15 protein-coding genes are annotated in these 17,752 nt (G+C 40.6%); all 15 read left to right on the top strand.

Annotated elements, in window-relative coordinates; genetic code table 11:
* Positions 1-5: 5 nt before the first annotated feature.
* Positions 6-1,229, top strand: a complete 1,224-nt coding sequence (locus BO15_RS0102625) for a glycosyltransferase (protein ID WP_033152091.1) — start codon at positions 6-8, stop codon at positions 1,227-1,229.
* Complete coding sequence (locus BO15_RS0102620) at positions 1,226-2,386, top strand: glycosyltransferase (RefSeq protein WP_033152088.1); 1,161 nt, start codon at positions 1,226-1,228, stop codon at positions 2,384-2,386. The genes BO15_RS0102625 and BO15_RS0102620 overlap by 4 nt, the downstream gene beginning before the upstream one ends.
* A 17-nt stretch (positions 2,387-2,403) precedes the next feature.
* Positions 2,404-3,366, top strand: a complete 963-nt coding sequence (locus BO15_RS0102615; RefSeq protein ID WP_033152086.1) for a GNAT family N-acetyltransferase — start codon at positions 2,404-2,406, stop codon at positions 3,364-3,366.
* A complete protein-coding gene (locus BO15_RS0102610) occupies positions 3,363-4,445 on the top strand; it encodes a hypothetical protein (RefSeq protein WP_033152079.1) in 1,083 nt (360 codons plus the stop codon). The genes BO15_RS0102615 and BO15_RS0102610 overlap by 4 nt, the downstream gene beginning before the upstream one ends.
* A gap of 40 nt (positions 4,446-4,485) precedes the next feature.
* Positions 4,486-5,313 (top strand): NAD-dependent epimerase/dehydratase family protein, encoded by an 828-nt coding sequence (locus tag BO15_RS0102605; protein ID WP_033152077.1) that lies wholly within the window; start codon positions 4,486-4,488, stop codon positions 5,311-5,313.
* A gap of 11 nt (positions 5,314-5,324) precedes the next feature.
* Entirely contained in the window at positions 5,325-6,284 is a 960-nt protein-coding gene (locus BO15_RS0102600) for a glycosyltransferase family 2 protein (RefSeq protein WP_033152076.1), read from the top strand.
* Between the two features lies 1 nt (position 6,285).
* Positions 6,286-6,849 (top strand): acyltransferase, encoded by a 564-nt coding sequence (locus BO15_RS0102595; protein ID WP_052169732.1) that lies wholly within the window; start codon positions 6,286-6,288, stop codon positions 6,847-6,849.
* 6 nt (positions 6,850-6,855) lie between these two features.
* Positions 6,856-8,265, top strand: a complete 1,410-nt coding sequence (locus tag BO15_RS0102590) for a hypothetical protein (protein WP_033152074.1) — start codon at positions 6,856-6,858, stop codon at positions 8,263-8,265.
* On the top strand, positions 8,262-8,933 hold the full coding sequence (locus tag BO15_RS0102585) for a cytidylyltransferase domain-containing protein (RefSeq protein WP_033152072.1): 672 nt from the start codon (positions 8,262-8,264) through the stop codon (positions 8,931-8,933). The genes BO15_RS0102590 and BO15_RS0102585 overlap by 4 nt, the downstream gene beginning before the upstream one ends.
* Positions 8,934-8,949: 16 nt before the next feature.
* Positions 8,950-10,509 (top strand): aldolase catalytic domain-containing protein, encoded by a 1,560-nt coding sequence (locus tag BO15_RS0102580; RefSeq protein WP_033152071.1) that lies wholly within the window; start codon positions 8,950-8,952, stop codon positions 10,507-10,509.
* A gap of 22 nt (positions 10,510-10,531) precedes the next feature.
* Entirely contained in the window at positions 10,532-12,013 is a 1,482-nt protein-coding gene (locus tag BO15_RS0102575) for an MBOAT family O-acyltransferase (protein ID WP_033152070.1), read from the top strand.
* A 145-nt stretch (positions 12,014-12,158) separates the two neighbouring features.
* Entirely contained in the window at positions 12,159-13,448 is a 1,290-nt protein-coding gene (locus BO15_RS0102570) for a hypothetical protein (RefSeq protein WP_157752303.1), read from the top strand.
* 112 nt (positions 13,449-13,560) lie between these two features.
* Complete coding sequence (locus tag BO15_RS13000) at positions 13,561-14,148, top strand: hypothetical protein (protein ID WP_052169731.1); 588 nt, start codon at positions 13,561-13,563, stop codon at positions 14,146-14,148.
* A gap of 102 nt (positions 14,149-14,250) precedes the next feature.
* Complete coding sequence (locus BO15_RS0102560) at positions 14,251-15,966, top strand: glycosyltransferase family 39 protein (RefSeq protein WP_033152068.1); 1,716 nt, start codon at positions 14,251-14,253, stop codon at positions 15,964-15,966.
* A complete protein-coding gene (locus tag BO15_RS0102555) occupies positions 15,966-17,663 on the top strand; it encodes a hypothetical protein (RefSeq protein WP_033152067.1) in 1,698 nt (565 codons plus the stop codon). Before BO15_RS0102560 ends, BO15_RS0102555 begins: the two co-directional genes overlap by 1 nt.
* Positions 17,664-17,752 lie beyond the last annotated feature (89 nt).

The raw sequence follows: 17,752 nt of genomic DNA, 5'->3' as shown, positions 1-17,752 counted from the left end.
AAACCATGAAAATTTTACTATTAGATGTTAACTGCAAATACAGCTCCACAGGCAAGATAGTGTATGACTTATACCGCCGTCTGAATGCAGATGGCCACGAGGCTCGCATCGCCTACGGCCGTGGAGATGTCATAGATGAACCAGGCATTTACAAATTCGGCCTGGACTGGGAGACAAAAAAGCATGCCCTGCTTGCTAGAATCACTGGCAAAAACGGCTGCTACTCACCAAAGTCCACAGCAAATCTTATCCAGTACATAAAGGATTTTCAGCCGGATTTGATTCATATACACGAGCTTCACGCATACTTTGTAAATATCACAGAGTTGCTGGAGTTTTTGAAGGAGCAGCAGATTCCTGTAGTGTGGACATTCCACTGCGAATACATGTACACAGGTAAATGCGGCTTCGCATATGAGTGCCAGGGTTATAAAAGCGGATGCGGCAACTGCCCATATCTTCGTCAATACGTAAGCTCACTGGCAATCGACAAAACAGCTCAGCTCCTTGCTGAGAAAAAGGCTGCCATGGATGGCCTGAATCTTAAAGCAATCGTCACACCTTCCAAGTGGCTGGCAGACAAAACAAAGGAAACATACCTGTATTGGCAAAACATTCAGGTTATACATAACGGAATCGACACCGACGGGATTTTCTATCCAAGACCAAAGGACGACGCTATCCGCAGCCAGTTTGGCATTCCGGCTGATGCTAGGCTCATCCTTGCAGTTGCACCAAACATCATGGATGTGCGAAAGGGCGGCCAGATGGTGATTGATTTAGCAGAAACAATGCCTGACACACACTTCGTGCTTGTGGGGGCAGATGAAACAAAGCGCCACTCTGCAAATGTGCAGCTTATCGCCCGCACAAAAGACCAGGACGAGCTTGCTCGTTGGTATTCTGAGGCAGATTTGTTTATAATATGCTCGAAGGCGGAAAACTTCCCAACCACATGCATCGAGGCATTGTGCTGCGGCACGCCCGTTGTAGGATTGGATGAGTGCGGTACAAAGGAAACCGCACCTGAGCCTTACGGCACCTTCGTCCGTGTAGATATTGCTGGCGATGCAGATGTGAAATATGCTGCCACTTTAGAAGCACTGCAGAAAGCCATCAGCACACAGCTTGGCCGTGGCCTTACTGCCGAGGAAATCCGCAATTACGCGGTGGCAAATTATGACAATGCGGTAATGTACCGTAATTATTTGGAGATTTACAATAAATGAAAGTTTTACATATAGGAATGCCTTCTCATTTTACAGAAGGCATGTTGTATCAAGAAAATATGCTTATAGCCATGAATCGTAAGGATGGCCATGATGTTACAATCATCACCGATGTCTATCATTACGAGGGCAGCAAGCTTGTGAAGGGGTCAGAGGAGGATAGAATCCTTGATAATGGCGCCCGTCTTATCAGACTTGAATACGACAGAGTTTTCAATAGCGACCTTTGGACTGAGAAAATCCAAAAGTGCCGCAAGCTCAAAAAATATCTTAATGAAATCCAGCCAGACACTATCCTTTATCATGGTGTGTGCGGATTCGAAATGATGGATGTGGCAGATTATTGCAAGCATCACCCAGAATGCCTGTTTTTCATGGATAGCCACGAGGATTACACAAACTCAGCCATGACACCACTCAGCAAGGCATTCTACAAATTCATCCATGGCCATTTTGTTCACAAGGCGTTGCCACAGGTAGATAAGATTCTTTATCTGGGGGTTCAGATGCGTGACTGGCTCAAGGATATCTACGGCATACCAGATAGCAAGATGGAGTTCATGGCTATCGGTGGAATCATTTATTCTACTGAGCAGCAGCGCGAAGCTCGCCAGAACATCATCAACAAATACAGCCTTCCTCAGGATGCAATCATCATGGCTCACTCAGGAAAGCTTTCAGCAGGCAAGCGTACAGCAGAGCTTTTACAGGCTTTTTCACAGGTACAGGATCCACGCCTTGCCCTATTTGTATTCGGTTCCATCCCAGAGGATATGGAATCTACCCTTCGCCCTCTTTTGGAGTCTGATAATCGTATCCGCTTCATGGGTTGGAAGGTCAATAAAGAAATCGAGGAGTTCCTTGCAGGCGTTGATTTGTACTGCCAGCCAGGCGGCCAGTCATCCACATTCGAGACTGCCATGTGCTGCGGATGTGCCAACATGACATATCCACATGAAACCTACAAGGATGCTACATACAGCGATTGCAACGGAGAGAATTATTTCTTCGTTGAAACAGTTGACGACATGGTAAGCGTATTCAAGAGCATCACTGAAACACCGATGCTTTTGGAGCAGACAAAGGCCAAGTCATTTGCATTTGCAAAGCTTCAGTTTGATTACGAAGTAATCGCAAGAAGAATCTACACAGCTTAAAAGCTAAAGAGGATAAAATGAGTAATAAAGAACAGTTTGAAAAATTTTGCCAGGACAATTATGTGTGCATCTATTCAAAGCCATGGTGGCTTGATGCGGTAGTTGGCCCTGAGAATTGGGATGTATGGCTCTATGAAAAGGGCGGCCGCATTTGGGCTGCTATGCCATATTATCTTGAACAGAAAAACGGAATAAAGCGTATCACCAAGCCACCTCTTACACAGACTAATGGCTTGATTGTCAGCTATCCAAAGGACCCACAGTCATTGGCAAAGCGCGCCAGCTATGAGGAAGAAATCTGCGACGCTGCCATCGAGTTTATCGAAAGCATGGGCCTTGATATTTACGAGCAGCAGTTCCAGTATAAGTATCAGAACTTCCTTCCATTTTTCTGGCACAGATATAGCGTAATACCTCGCTACACTTATGTTATCGAGGATACATCTGATATGGAACAGGTTGATAAAAACATTAGCAGCAAATACAAAAACATGATCCGCAAGGGTGAGAAAAACGTTCACCACTTCGGCACTATCGATGCAGATACATTCTACACCGAGCATGAAAAGATTTTCGCTCGCCAGGATTTGCCAGTTCCATTTTCAAGAGAGCAGTGGCATCGTATATACGAAGCAGCTTATGCTCATAATGCAGGTGAAGTTTTCGCAGCACTTGGTGAGAATGACGAAGTTCTTTCACTTAGCTTTTTAGTTTGGGATGAGGAAAGCCTCTATCTTGATGCAGGCGGCCCAATTCCAGAGCATTCAAGATTACAGACATACGACGCACTTGTCCACAAATCAATCGAAAAGGCCCACGACCTTGGCCTTAAGTTCGACTTCGAAGGCAGCGTTGTAAAGCAGATAAATCACAGCTTCCGCGAGTATGGCGGCAGACCAGTGGAATACTATCGTTTCCGTAAGGTCTTCAATCCAGAAATCATCCGTAAGGAAGCAGAGGAAACTATTGCAAGATTATGATGAACACAGAGTTTGATTACAAAGTAGACTTAAAATCCAAGAACATTCTTATTATCATGCCAAAGTTCTATACTTATCAGAATGAGATAAAGAAGGACTTGGTGGCCCGTGGTGCCAATCCTCATTTTTATGATGAGGAGCCTGAAAAGACAAAGTTCTTGATTATGAAAAATATTGAGAGCATTTTCCATAAGCCAAACATCTTTGATAGGTTCAATAAAAAGCTTACCAATCAGATTTTGGCAGAGATGCCAGCTGGCGGATACGATTATATGCTAGTTATCCGCGGTAACGTTCTAAACGAATTGACCATACACGAGCTAAAGCTCCACGCTTTAAAGGCTAACGGAAAATCCATCTATTATTCATGGGATTCTTTCGAAAATATGCGCCACAAAGGCGAGCTTGGTCGACTCTTCGATTGGAGAGGCACATTCGATTCGGTAGATGCAGCTAATTCTGATATGGATTATAAGCTTCTTCCACTTTTCTATTCAGATGAATTCGACGCAAACAATATGGATGAGGTGCAGGAATACAAGTACGATTATGTCAGCGTATCTGCATTCTTCCCATTCCGATACAGATATTTCAAGGCATTCAAGGAAGCCAACAAAGACAAAAATCTTTGCCTTAAGCTTTATTTAAATCCAAGCGTATATCGCGGCAAAAAGCTGAAGGACCCTAAGCTTGTAAAGAATCTTGATATGGATATTGTAAGCTTCGAGCCATTCAGCCCAGATATCATCCGCGATATGGTAAAGCATTCCAAGGCTGTCATCGACCTTGCTCACGAAAAGCAGCAGGGATTGACAATGCGTACAATGGAAACCCTTGGAATCAAGCGAAAGTTGGTAACAAACAACATTTATTTACGTGACTATGAGTTCTATAATGAAGACAATGATTTAGTCATGGAGAATTTACCAGGCAAGTGCGATGCTGCAGAAGCTTCCGGCGATTACTCGGCTTTCGTCCTTCCGGATGCGGAATGGCTAGACAAGCCATACGCGGAGAACGAGACCGTCCGTCGGAGATATAGTATCCATTCTTGGATTGATAATTTGTTTAGTATTTAGATGAGCCAGTAGAAACTGGCGGATTAGGATTGGAGAATTTATGAAGTATTTAATTACAGGTGCAAATGGATATATAGGCCAGGGAGTTGTGAAGACTATGCTGGATCTTGGAGCAGAGGTCGTTGCTACGGATTTCCACACAGACGACGTTGACCCACGCGCGAAGCGTATAGATGCGGATCTCTTCACACTTGAGGACCCATATGGCTATTTTGAAAAGCCAGATGTTGTAATTCACTTGGCTTGGCGCGATGGCTTCCGTCACGCTTCAGAAAACCATATGAACGATTTGCCACATCACTATGATTTCATCGCAAAGATGTGCCGCGCTGGCATCAGAAAGATGTGCGTCATGGGTACAATGCATGAGATCGGCTTTATGGAAGGCTGCATCAAGGCAGACACACCATGTGCACCACAGTCACTTTATGGTATTTCAAAGAATGCTCTTCGCCAGGCTACTATGCTCCTCTGCAAGGAGGCAGGCGTAAAGCTTCAGTGGCTCAGAGGCTACTATATAGTTGGTAACGCTCACAAGGGATGCAGCATTTTCTCTAAGCTTACAGCTGCAGCAGAGGCAGGCGACACCACATTCCCATTCACAACAGGTCAGAATCAGTACGATTTCACAGACTACGATTTATTCTGCGAGCAGGTTGCTAAGGCAGCTATGCAGGATGAAGTGTTAGGCATTATCGAGTGTTGCACAGGCAAGCCAATGAAGCTTGCAGATCGTGTTGAGAAATTCATCGAAGACAATGGATTCTCTATCAGCCTTGCTTATGGCACATTCCCAGATCGTCCATACGATTCCAAGGCGGTGTGGGGTGATAGCTCGAAGATAGATCAAATTATGGCTTTATATTAAGGAGAATATTTATGAAACCAATTTTATACATAGTAATTCCATGCTACAACGAGGAGAAAGTTCTTCCTATCACGGCCCCTATGTTCCTCGATAAGATCAAGGAGCTTGTATCAGCAGACAAAATCGATGATAAGTCACGTGTAATGTTCGTAAACGATGGTTCAAAGGACACTACATGGGAAATCATCAAAGATCTTGCAAAGCAGGACGAGCACTTCGTTGGCATCACACAGAGCCGTAACCGTGGTCACCAGAACGCAGTTCTTGCGGGCCTTATGGAAGCAAAGGAGCTTTGTGATATCACTATCTCTATCGATTGCGATGGCCAGGATGATATCAACGCAATGAACGAAATGGTAGATGCATATTTAGATGGATGCGAAATTGTCTACGGTGTTCGTAACAGCCGTGCTACAGACACATTCTTTAAGCGTTTTACAGCTGAAAGCTTCTACAAGCTTCTAAATGGTATGGGTGCAGAGGTTGTCTTCAATCATGCTGATTACAGATTGGTTTCAAGCCGCGTCCTCAACGAGTTTGCAAACTTCAAGGAGGTAAATCTTTTCCTTCGTGGAATGTTCCCACTTGTTGGTTTCAAGAGTACTAGCGTATACTACGCAAGAAATGAGCGTATCGCTGGTGAAAGCCACTACCCACTTTCAAAGATGCTTTCCCTTGCATTTGATGGTATTACTAGCTTGAGCGTTAAACCTATCCGCATGATTACAGGCTTCGGTGTGTTCGTTGCATTTATTAGTCTTATTCTTTTGATTTATTCAATTGTTCAGCATTTCCTTGGAAACACAAATGCTGGTTGGTCAAGCATTATGGTCGCTGTTTGCTTCCTTGGTGGAATTCAGCTTATTTCTCTTGGTGTAATCGGAGAGTATGTTGGAAAAACCTACATGGAGACAAAGCATAGACCACGCTACATTATTAGCGAGCGCACATACGATAAAGAAGAGAGATAATATGTCATTTATTAAGAATATCCTTAAATCAATTAGATATATATGGCTGTATGTTATTCGCTACCATAAGTTCGAAAGAGTGGGCAAGCATACTGTTATGTTTAAGCCACTTTTAGTACTTAATGGCAAGCATGTTAGCATCGGAGACTATAGCTACATACTCAAAGGCATGCGTCTTGAGTGTGTGGAACGTTATAATGAGCAGTCATTTAGTCCAAAGGTGACGATTGGAAATGGCGTTGAAATTGGTCAGGGTGTTCAGATTTCGTGCGCTAGTTCGGTAGAAATAGGGAACAATGTAGGTATAGGTCCTTATTGCATGATAAATGATGTTACCCATGGCCATGAGCCTACTGGTGTTCCGTATCTCAAGCAGGATATCACTACCAAGCCAATTTCTATTGGTGAAGGAACTATGCTTGGCTACGGAGTAATGGTTTTGCCAGGTGTACATATTGGAAAATATTGTATGATAGGCGCTTACTCAATTATTGCTAAGGATATACCAGATTACACTGTGGTAACTAATCACAGCGACCTTAGAATGAGAAGTATGAAAGAGTAGCATTAAATGAAAGAACCAACAATAGAAAACTTCCTCGCCTTTGAGAGGGAGCATAAATGTAATCAAATAGAAATTGAAGGCATGCATGTATGGGCTTTATATAGATATGAAATCCATAATGCCATCAAGGCCGAGACAGTAGGTCGTACTGAGGGTGATGCTCAGGGCTTCACCAAATCAGAGCTAATCAAAATGGCAATCAATGCATTAAAGCCTTTTACATATAAAAATGTGGATGTGCTTTTCATCGGAAATGGTCGTCGTACCAAGAATGCCGACACTGGCATCTATGAGGACATCTACTGCGATGAGATAGCAAAGAAGTACAACAGCGTAATTCTAGAGCATCCTGAAAATCATGGACATTGCACACCTAACGGCATGGACAATGTCTATTTTACTGATAGGGTGGCATTCCAGACCAACCTTGCAGTAAAGCTTTCAAAGAAATTCAACACTAAAGTTAGACAGCGACGCACAGCTGCAGTCACAGAAAAAATTGGCCCAATCCTTGATGCAATCAAAACAGAGTTTGGTCCAGATTTAAGAGCAAAGCTTATTCCTGATATCGTTGATAGAATGTACTACATCGATATCACTAAGAAATATTGTGGCAAGATTTTGGATAAGGCTAATCCAAAGCTTATCATCGAAATCTGCTATTACGCAATGGAAAGCTACGCTATGAGTATTCTTGGGCACGAGAGAGGGATTCATACTGCGGAATATAGCCATGGCTTCGCATTTCCTACTCACACACCAATGCAGTACAATCCAGAGGATCATCTCACTGAGCTTCCGGATGATGAGCTCATCTACAGCGAGACCCAGCTTCCAATTGTACACCTGCCTGACAATGTAAATATGATTACAGTTGGCTTCCCATTCTTCGAAAAGCAGAGAGCCCACTACCAGGCGGAAAATCCAAAGGATGACAAAACCATCTGCTTCATTTCCACCCTTGCAGAGGGCGAGCAAATCAGCAAGGTGGCAGCAGCAGTAGCAGATATGATTGGTGATGAATATCACATCATCTACAAGCTCCATCCACTGGAGTTTGGCTACTACAAAAAGCGTTATCCTTGGCTTGTAAACGACAAACTCGATGTGATTGACAACAATGAAAATCACATCTTCAAATACCTTGCTTCGTCAAGCGTGGTTGTCAGCACTCGCACAGCCTCAGTTTGGGAGGGCATTGGCTTCGGTTGTGACACCATCCTCTTAAACTATGGTGACACCGCCGTAAATATGGAGTATTTTATAAAAGAAAAGAATGTACCGCTGGTTGATACAGCAGAGCAGGTTGTGGACCTCATCAAAACAGGCCGCGCCGGTAAAGTGGATCCTAACGGCATGTTTGAGCCAAATGCGTTTAACAACATAAGTAACTACATAGAGAGGTATATAAAATGAAAACAGTAGCGTTTGTACCTATTAAGATGAATAATGAAAGATTACCAGGCAAGAACACAAAGTGTTTTAGCGACGGCACACCCCTTGTGCGTGTCATCACTGAAAAGCTTGCAGCCCTCAAGGGTGATTGCATAGATGAAGTTTACTGCTATTGCAGCAACCCAGCCATCAAAGAGTATTTGCCAGAGGGAGTAGAATTCCTTGAGCGTCCTACATTCCTTGATGACAAGTTCTGCAAGGGCCGTGCAATTTACGAGGAGTTTGTAAAGACAGTAGAGGCTGATGTTTACATTCTTTGCCATGCAACAGCTCCTTTCACAACTACAGAGCACATCAAAGAGTGTATCGAGGCAGTGCAGGCAGGCAAGGCATCATCTGCATTTGCAGGACAGAAGCACCAGACATTCTTCTGGAAGGATGGCAAGCCATTCAATTTTGACTTAAGCAATCCACCACGTACACAGGATATGGAAGCATTCTACACAGAGAATCCATCTCCATACGTATTCACAAAGGAGTGCTTCGCAGAGACTCACGCTAGATGTGGTCTCAACCCATACATCGTTGAGTGCGATGCAGCAGAGTGTGTAGATATTGATAATGCTGATGATTTCGAGTTGGCAGATGCAGTATACACATTCCTTAAGTCAAAGGGAAAGTTAAAGTAAGAAAGTAAGGTTTTTTATGGAACAGCACATTAGATTATTAGACTGTACTCTTCGTGACGGTGGCCACATCGTTCAGGGTAAATTTGGCGAGTCAGTTATTAAAAATACAATTAAGAGTCTTGTAGAGGCTGGTGTAGATATCATCGAGGTTGGCTTCCTTTGGGACAGCGTCAATGATAAAGATACAGCTCGTTACTACACAATCGAGGATGTTAAAAGAATTTTGCCAGAGGATAGAGGTCATTCTCATTTCTCACTTATGGCAGATTTCATCGATTTGGAACACTTGGAGCCATGCGACGGCACTATCGAATACATCCGTCTTTCATTCAAGAGATGGCGTCTCGACTGGGGTCTAAAGACAGCCCGTATCCTTATGGACAAGGGATACAAGGTCTTCATCAACCCAGTAAACAACAACGTTTATTCAGACAAGGAATATATCGAGGTTCTCGAGAAGGTTAACGAGCTTCACCCATACGGTTTCTCAATCGTAGATACCTTCGGTGTAATGCGTGTTAACGACCTTTCACACAGATACTATTTGGTAGAGAACAACCTTCTTCCAGATATCACTATCGGTGTTCATTTGCACGAGAATCTTGGTTTGGCATACAACCTAGCTCAGCACGTAGCGCAGATTGCCAACCCAACACGAAACATCGTTATCGATGGTTCACTTCTTGGAATGGGCCGTGTGCCTGGCAACCTTTGCATCGAGCAGATTGCAGACTATATGAACGAGCAGTACGGTACAAGCTACGCCCTTGAGCCTATCTATGATGCAATCGACGATTACATCGCACCAATCAAGGCTCGCGAGCCATGGGGCTATGCAATTCCATACGCCCTTTCTGCAAAGTACTACTTGCACCGTACATATGCAGAGCATTTGATCAACAAAAAGCGTCTCAAGACAAAGGATATCCAGCGTATCCTTTCACAGGTGGACCCTTCCGAGGCAGAGACCTTCAACGAAGAATACATCGACAAGCTCTATATGGAGTATATGGATGTTAAATACGATGACAAGGCAGATTTAAAGAACCTTTCAGATATCCTTGCTGGCTACAAAAACATCCTTGTTATGGCTCCAGGCGAGAGCCTTAAGACATCTGCTGACAAGATCGCAGCAGCAAAGACAGCCGACACATGTACTATCGCAGTCAATTTTGTGCCAGAGGCAGGTGCTGATATCATCTTCCTTACAAACACAAAGCGCTACGATAGCATCAAGGATAAAAAGGGCGATAGCAAGCTTGTTATCACATCAAACCTTATGCGTGACATCGAAAACTACGATGCAGCAATAGCATACAACGAGCTTGTATATTTCAACGACGAATACAATGATGATTCCACATTGATGCTTATCAACCTTCTAGTTAAGCTTGGCGTAAAAGAGCTTAGCTTCGCAGGCTTCGATGGTCGCAAGAATGGCAAGCTCAATTTCGTGGACAATTCACTTGATGGCCACCAGGATAACCCTGAGCGTAGCCAGAACACAAAGCGAATCTTGGATACCGTATTTGCGGATGTTAAAAAGACTTTCATTACTGAATCAGAATATCGATAGGAAAAAGAGGAGTATAAATTAAATGTTATTCAATTCAATAGAATTTATTATCTTTTTTCCTATTGTTGTTTTTTTGTATTATATTATTCCAAGAAAATTAAGATGTGTATGGCTTTTAATTGCAAGCTATTATTTTTATATGTCTTGGAATGCTAAATACGCTGTATTAATACTATTTTCGACAACAGTCACATATCTAAGTGGAATTTTAATAGGCAAAGGGAAAACTATAGCACAAAAGAAAATAGTAGTAGCTTTGAGCTTTATGTCAAACCTAGCAGTGCTAGGTTTCTTTAAGTATTTTGATTTTTTGATTGATAATATTAATTATCTATTTCATGGTTTCAATATAACTGTTAGTAATCCATTCTCGTTTGTACTACCTGTAGGAATATCTTTTTATACTTTTCAGGCTCTTAGTTACACTATGGACGTATATAGAGGAGATATTGAACCAGAATCAAATTTCTTAAGGTATGCTCTGTTTGTATCTTTTTTTCCACAACTTGTTGCTGGTCCAATTGAAAGATCAGGTAATCTGTTAATTCAAGTTCAGCAAGTTACTAAAGAAAAGATGTTTACATATGAAAAGTTCGTGTCAGGATTAATTCTCATGGCATGGGGAATGTTTCAGAAAATGGTTATTGCTGATAGATTGGCGATATTTGTAGATAGTGTTTTTGCTGATACATATAGAGTTGGAACATTTGATGGATTGCTTGGCGTTGTTGCTTTTGCTTTTCAAATTTATTGTGATTTTGGAGGCTATTCGAACATTGCTATAGGCGCAGCTCGGGTGATGGGATTTGAACTTATGGAAAACTTTAGTGCTCCATATTTATCGGAAAGTATATCAGAGCTGTGGAGAAGATGGCACATATCATTAAGCGGCTGGTTTAAGGATTATCTTTATATTCCATTAGGTGGTAATCGAAAAGGAAAATTGTATAAATATCGCAATATTGCCATTACATTTGTGGTGAGTGGATTGTGGCATGGAGCCAATTGGACTTATGTAATTTGGGGAGGATTACATGCCATATATCAAATTGTTGGGGATTTTACAAAGCCATATCGCAAAGCAATTAACGAGCGGCTTAGTTTAAATACAGATGCATTTAGCTATCATTTGGGTCGAGTGTTAGGAACTTTTGGGTTACATATTGTTTCGTTGGTCTTTTTCAAAGCGTCATCTGTAAAAGAAGCTTTAAAATACCTTCTTAATATTTTTACAAGATGGAATCCATGGGTAATATTTGATGAGTCTTTGTTTAATTATGGATTAGATAGGCGAGAAACTGGTATTATAATTTTTGCACTGTTGTTACTTGTGGCTGCTGATTGCCTGAGAAAATACAAAGACAGAACAGTTGATGCTTTTATTCTGGAACAAAATTATGTGTTCAGAGTACTCGTTATAGCATTTTTGATTCTATATGTTCTAGTGTATGGTGAATATGGAATAACGTTTAATTCGGCAAAATTTATTTATTTTGATTTCTAAGATTTGGTGAGAGATGGAAGTTATAAAGAATATAAGGGTAAAACATGTTTTTAGGCTATTAATAGGCATGCTTGTGGTATCACTTTCAATTAAAATTACCTATGATTGTTTAAAGTGGAAGGACACTACAGGAGATTATTTATCAGTGTACGAGCAACTTTATAATACACCTGATGATACAATAGATATAGCGTTTGTGGGAACAAGTCACGTCTTTTGCGGCATATATCCATGCCAGCTTTGGGCGGATTATGGAATGACAGCTTTTGATATGTCCGTATCTGGGATGGATAAAACCTCCACATATTATGCAATAAAAGAATTACTAAAAACACAGTCACCTAAGGTGGTGGCTGTAGATGTTTATGCATTGTTATTTGATGAGATGGATGTAGAGGCTAATGAATATAGAAACCTTTTAGGTATGAAAACATCCAAGAATTCAGTGGATTTAGTTAATGATTATGACTATATTGATGATGAAACAAGAAGAGAGTATATATTTAGGTGGCCATTCATTCATACACGTTATACGGAATTGACTAAATATGATTTTGTCCAATATGATCCAAGTGAATTTGGGCGAGGGGCATTCTATACATGGAGTGCGAATGGGTCAGAAATTCCAGATTTATTGGCATTGCAGAATGCTGGCGTTGGAGAATTGAGCGAAAGTAATATTGAATGGCTGGATTCATTAGTTGAATTATCCTACGAAAATGACTTTGAATTGGTTTTTTTTGTGGCACCTGCACTTATTGACACAGAACAACAAAGTATTATTAATGCGGCTGCATCTTATGCCTCTGCCAGCGGTATACCATTTTTTGATTGCAATGCTTGGAGAGAAAAATTACATATCGTAGATGGTATTGATTATTTGGACAGTGATCATTTGAATGCTTATGGTGCAGAAAAACTTACCAAATATCTTGGAGATATTATTTCGGCCAACTATCAAATAGAAGACAGAAGAAATGATGTAAATTGTAGTCTGTGGAATGAGGATTTGGAATATTACAACCATCTGAAATTGGCCAGTGAGTTGGAACAGGCAGACAATCTAGAAACAGTTTTAGAAAAATCTATCAGTGATGAAGACTTATTTACTATTGTTAGCGTAGAAGGAATTGGTGCATGGATGAATTATCAGGATCAACTATCTTTATTTGGCATTTATTCTGATGATGGAGACATGGATGCTAAGTGGCTATATACTGAAGCAGGATTTGTTAAAATACTTGATTATTTGTCAGATGAAGAATTGGTTTTCTACTTAGAAGATGACGATGTTGTAAAGGTAATGAATAATGGCCAGTTTTCAGGAGAAAATATAATATTTAATGGGGAAAACTATTCTAATTCAGGTTCTAGTGTTGAGGTATTTGTATATGATAGAAATCTAAAGAAAATAGTATGTAATAAAGAATTCTAATATTTATACAATCTTCAAATAATATACTTGATTTACACATTATTTTGAGATATTCTCAAGATACGATAAAATCCATATTTTGTGGATAATAAATTAAAAGGAAGGTATTACAATGAAGAGGTTTAAAATCACAAAGGTTCTTTCTCTCGCATTGGCAGCAGCTTTTGCTGTATCAGTATTTTCGACAAATGTATTTGCAGCTAGCAGAGCTGATGAATACAAAAGAGAATTAACCGCAGAAGAGATTCAGTGTATCTATTCAATGTTTGATGCAGAGTATTATGCTAAAGCAAATGCAGACGTTGTTGATGCATTAGGTACAAGTGATGCAAGTGTATTATTTGCACATTTTCTTAATTATGGCCTTTGGGAAGAACGTCAGCCAAGCGCGATTTTTAACATTGATGTGTATGCAACACGAAATATTGATCTTCGTGCTGAATATGGTGATGATATTGTCGCATATTATGTTCATTATGCAACACATCCAGAAGAAGTTACTTGGAGAGTTGTCCCAACACTTGGAGATGCAAGTAGAAACAATGTGACAGTATACTCTGTATATGACATGGTAAAGGGCTCTCAGTCAGCAGTTAAGGAAGGCGCATGGCCAGTACAGGTTCCATTATCTTCTCCACAGGCTGGTATGACTGATACTCAAATTATTCAGGCGTACATTGATGCAGGTATATTACAATAATTTGGACTTAATTTTAAATCCACTCGATTAAATGTCGAGTGGATTTTTTATTATATTCCGATTATAATAATCTGAGTATAAATAAGCAGGAGATTATTATAAATGAGTGAATCATCTAATATAAAAAGAACAATTTTTAGAACACTGGTAGCTATAGGCATAATTGTTTGGTGTGCCTTCACATTAAATACAGGATTGTATGTAGATGAAAATGGTCTACTTACAATATACAAAGGCATTTATCAGGGACAGCATATGTTCACTGATAGCTGGGAATCTTTGCAAACTGGTGGCTTTTTAGCATGGCCGCTTCTTGCTCTTTATTATCAGGTGTTATCACCTTTATTTTTATCCGTTGGAATTAATATAGGCTTGGTATTGTATATGCGAATTGTCTATATGGTGGTTCGAGGTCTTATTGCACTTTACCTTTTCTACACTATCAAAAACACGAAATATGAAAATAGTGCTTATTACGCAGCCCTTTTCTATTTTATGTTTGTTGTTACATGGAAGAATTTTTCGTACAAGTCATATTGTGAGATGGCTGTAATGATGATTATCTGTTTTATGATCAGATATTATGAAACAGAAAAGGTCCGTTATTTTGTGCTAATGGGCATAGCGTGCTGTGTTGGAATTCTTGGATATCCAACTATGATTATTATGGCAGTATTCATTGGCTGCGCAATCATCTTTGGAATGTATCAAGGTCAGGTTCCTGGCAAGGCACTTGTGGCATTTGTAATCACATGCCTTGTTATAGGCGGAGCATTTATCCTTTATTTGCATTTAACTTCGGGATTGCCACAAGCTATTTCAGAGCTCCAGTTCCTGGGAGATCAGGACTATGAAGAGAGTGTTGCTGTACGTCTTGGCAAGCTTCTTCTTAGCTATGCAGCCCTTGCAGTTGTTGCATACTTCCCGATTGTAGTAATCAACCTAATCAGAAAAGCTAGATACTTTTCAGAATATGCTGAGGCAGTTATTCTTACAATTTATTGGGTGGCATTTTTAGTTGGAATTTGTTTGCTTAAATGGGATGGTGTTTCTAATTCAAGATTCGTATATGCGTGCATTATACTTTTCTTTTGGTTGCCTTACTTCCTTAGGGAAAAAGAAAAATCTTCTTACACAAGAATCGGTGCATACAATAACACTCTTGGAAATGATAAAGGCATCCTTTGGATGATGTTTACTGTATCAGTGGCTGCACAGCTGATTTGGTGCGTATCAACAAATCAGGATATTTCCGTTCCAGGGCACATGTCAGTGTATGCAGTTATAGCAGTACTAATTATTGCTGCAGATGATGAAATGGAAATGATAGGCTTGGTGAGATTTGTAATTGCAGCTGCCACATTCTTCCTTTGCTTCTGGGTTGCAGAAGGCAATGGCGGATACTCAGATGTTACTAAGGAGCGCTGGATAGTTACAGAAGGCGAGCTCAAAGGAATCGCACTCTTGCCAGAGGATTACATGGCTAATCAGTCCGTGTACAATTTAGTGAGTCAGTATGTTGGTGAGGATGATTATCTGTTGGTTGCATTTGGAAGCAATAGTACAGGATATCTCAATAGTGTGGCTCATCAGGGCACATATTCAGTGTACGCACGCACACAAAAGAACACAAAGCTTTTGGATTACTATACATTGCATCCTGAGAACATGGCTGATTATGTTTTGATTGATCAGTCTAACGTAAAATATGAGGCATTCCGCGAAGGCGAAACAGGTCTTTTCCTTCTTAATACATACACAAAGGAAATTGCTACAGATGGTAACTTCGTATTATTAGGACGAGGTGATGCTCAATAATGAAAAAAATATTAGATAGAAATCGCATTTGCATTACCATAGCATTGCTTGCACTTGTATTCATAGCAAGTCTTCCAGCTTTTAGAAGTGGAATTTATCAAGGGCATGATTTGGATTTTCATTTAGGACGAATTCAAGCTATAGCGCAGGAACTTCAAAAGGGACAGTTTCCAGTACGCTATGAATCGGAGGCCTGGTATGGTCATGGATATGTGAGTACCATATTTTACGGAAATATATTCTTGTATATTCCGGCGTTGATGTATTTGGCAGGAATGCCAGTGTGGAGAGCTTACAATGTTTATGTAATACTTGTTAATATAGCTACAGTGTTGGTAGGCTTCTATAGTTTTAAAGGAATTTTCAATTCCAGAAGATGGTCGTTGATTGCAACTACCATATACGCACTTTCAGGATACCGCCTTTCTAACCTTTATGTTCGAACTGCCCTGGGGGAGTTCACAGCAATGATATTTGTGCCCCTTGTAGCATATGGAGTTTACCGTATATACGTTACTAAGAGGGAATGTCACAATAGGTTGAAACTTACGATGCCACTTATAATTGGCACTTCAGGACTGATAGAGAGCCATATACTTACAACAGAAATAGTTGCAGTGTTTGTTTTCATATTTGCTATCATAAATTTCAAAAGGACCATTGCGGTCATAAAGGAATTGTTGATTGCTTTGGTAGCAACGCTAGGATTAAACGCATTTTTCCTGGTGCCATTTGTTAGTTCTTACAGTTCCATGAAGCTTTATATAAACAGTGCCATGACTCAAACAAGCATTCAAGGAGATGGGTTATATCTGAGCCAGATATTTGGCTTAGTGACCATTGGCCGTGGAAGCAATTGGCCATGGTCCGCAGAAAACGAAGGCTTTTTGAATCTTGGATTACTAACGGTGTTATGCTTCGCCATTATCGTAGTTACGATAGTGATTGTGCTTACAAAGCGACATTGGCTAGCCCCGAATCATACCAAAGAAAAGTTTAAAATGGCAATGACAATGTTTGGATTCGGAGTGATATCAGCTTGGATTTCTAGCATATACTTCCCTTGGGATGAGTTTGCAGGAGAAAGTACAGTGGATAAGCTTATGAGCTCAGTTCAATATCCATGGCGTTATTCAATGTTTCAAACCTTCTTTTTTATAGTTGCAGCAGTATATTGCCTTAAGCTCGTTGGAACAAAAATATCCGATAGGACAGATGGCAAAGTAATAGAGTTTAATTTGTTGAAACGAATAGATACATTTTCTATGATAACTTTTGTTATTGTTGGACTGCTGGCTGTTGCCACAACAGGGATTTTCGATTACACCCTCTCATGGGGCAATGTAACGGTCACATACACTGATGCACCGGCAGATTGGGCCGACAACCTATATCTTCCAATCGACACAGATAGGGGCTTACTAGAAGCCACTGAAGTTGTCATTGATGAAGACTTAGGCACTGTAACACTTCCTGTTTTGGCATACAATAACTTACATGTCTATGACGAATCTAGAAACGAACTTGAATGGACAGCAGGAGAAAACAACTGCATTCAGGCTGCTTACAGCGGCAACGCAAGTAATCTTACAGTGGAATTTGTAGAGCCAGCAAGCTGGCGCGTAGCAAGCATTATTTCATTCATCTTATTTATATTATTCATAATAAGAATAATTATTACCTATACACGGCATTGATATGTACCCTCTTTACTGGTCATCCAGTAGGGAGGGGCTTTTTATGTGATGCTTTTGATATGAATGTTAAGGTATGTTATAATGAATCG

Source organism: Pseudobutyrivibrio ruminis HUN009, assembly GCF_000703005.1.
GTDB lineage: Bacteria > Bacillota > Clostridia > Lachnospirales > Lachnospiraceae > Pseudobutyrivibrio > Pseudobutyrivibrio ruminis_A.
This window is presented reverse-complemented; position numbering and strand designations above follow the sequence as displayed.

What these genes read in the sequence shown, in the direction of transcription:
- BO15_RS0102625 (WP_033152091.1), top strand. Translation starts at nt 6, where the DNA reads ATGAAAATTTTACTATTAGATGTTAACTGCAAATACAGCTCCACAGGC.
- BO15_RS0102620 (WP_033152088.1), top strand. Translation starts at nt 1,226, where the DNA reads ATGAAAGTTTTACATATAGGAATGCCTTCTCATTTTACAGAAGGCATG.
- BO15_RS0102615 (WP_033152086.1), top strand. Translation starts at nt 2,404, where the DNA reads ATGAGTAATAAAGAACAGTTTGAAAAATTTTGCCAGGACAATTATGTG.
- BO15_RS0102610 (WP_033152079.1), top strand. Translation starts at nt 3,363, where the DNA reads ATGATGAACACAGAGTTTGATTACAAAGTAGACTTAAAATCCAAGAAC.
- BO15_RS0102605 (WP_033152077.1), top strand. Translation starts at nt 4,486, where the DNA reads ATGAAGTATTTAATTACAGGTGCAAATGGATATATAGGCCAGGGAGTT.
- BO15_RS0102600 (WP_033152076.1), top strand. Translation starts at nt 5,325, where the DNA reads ATGAAACCAATTTTATACATAGTAATTCCATGCTACAACGAGGAGAAA.
- BO15_RS0102595 (WP_052169732.1), top strand. Translation starts at nt 6,286, where the DNA reads ATGTCATTTATTAAGAATATCCTTAAATCAATTAGATATATATGGCTG.
- BO15_RS0102590 (WP_033152074.1), top strand. Translation starts at nt 6,856, where the DNA reads ATGAAAGAACCAACAATAGAAAACTTCCTCGCCTTTGAGAGGGAGCAT.
- BO15_RS0102585 (WP_033152072.1), top strand. Translation starts at nt 8,262, where the DNA reads ATGAAAACAGTAGCGTTTGTACCTATTAAGATGAATAATGAAAGATTA.
- BO15_RS0102580 (WP_033152071.1), top strand. Translation starts at nt 8,950, where the DNA reads ATGGAACAGCACATTAGATTATTAGACTGTACTCTTCGTGACGGTGGC.
- BO15_RS0102575 (WP_033152070.1), top strand. Translation starts at nt 10,532, where the DNA reads ATGTTATTCAATTCAATAGAATTTATTATCTTTTTTCCTATTGTTGTT.
- BO15_RS13000 (WP_052169731.1), top strand. Translation starts at nt 13,561, where the DNA reads ATGAAGAGGTTTAAAATCACAAAGGTTCTTTCTCTCGCATTGGCAGCA.
- BO15_RS0102560 (WP_033152068.1), top strand. Translation starts at nt 14,251, where the DNA reads ATGAGTGAATCATCTAATATAAAAAGAACAATTTTTAGAACACTGGTA.
- BO15_RS0102555 (WP_033152067.1), top strand. Translation starts at nt 15,966, where the DNA reads ATGAAAAAAATATTAGATAGAAATCGCATTTGCATTACCATAGCATTG.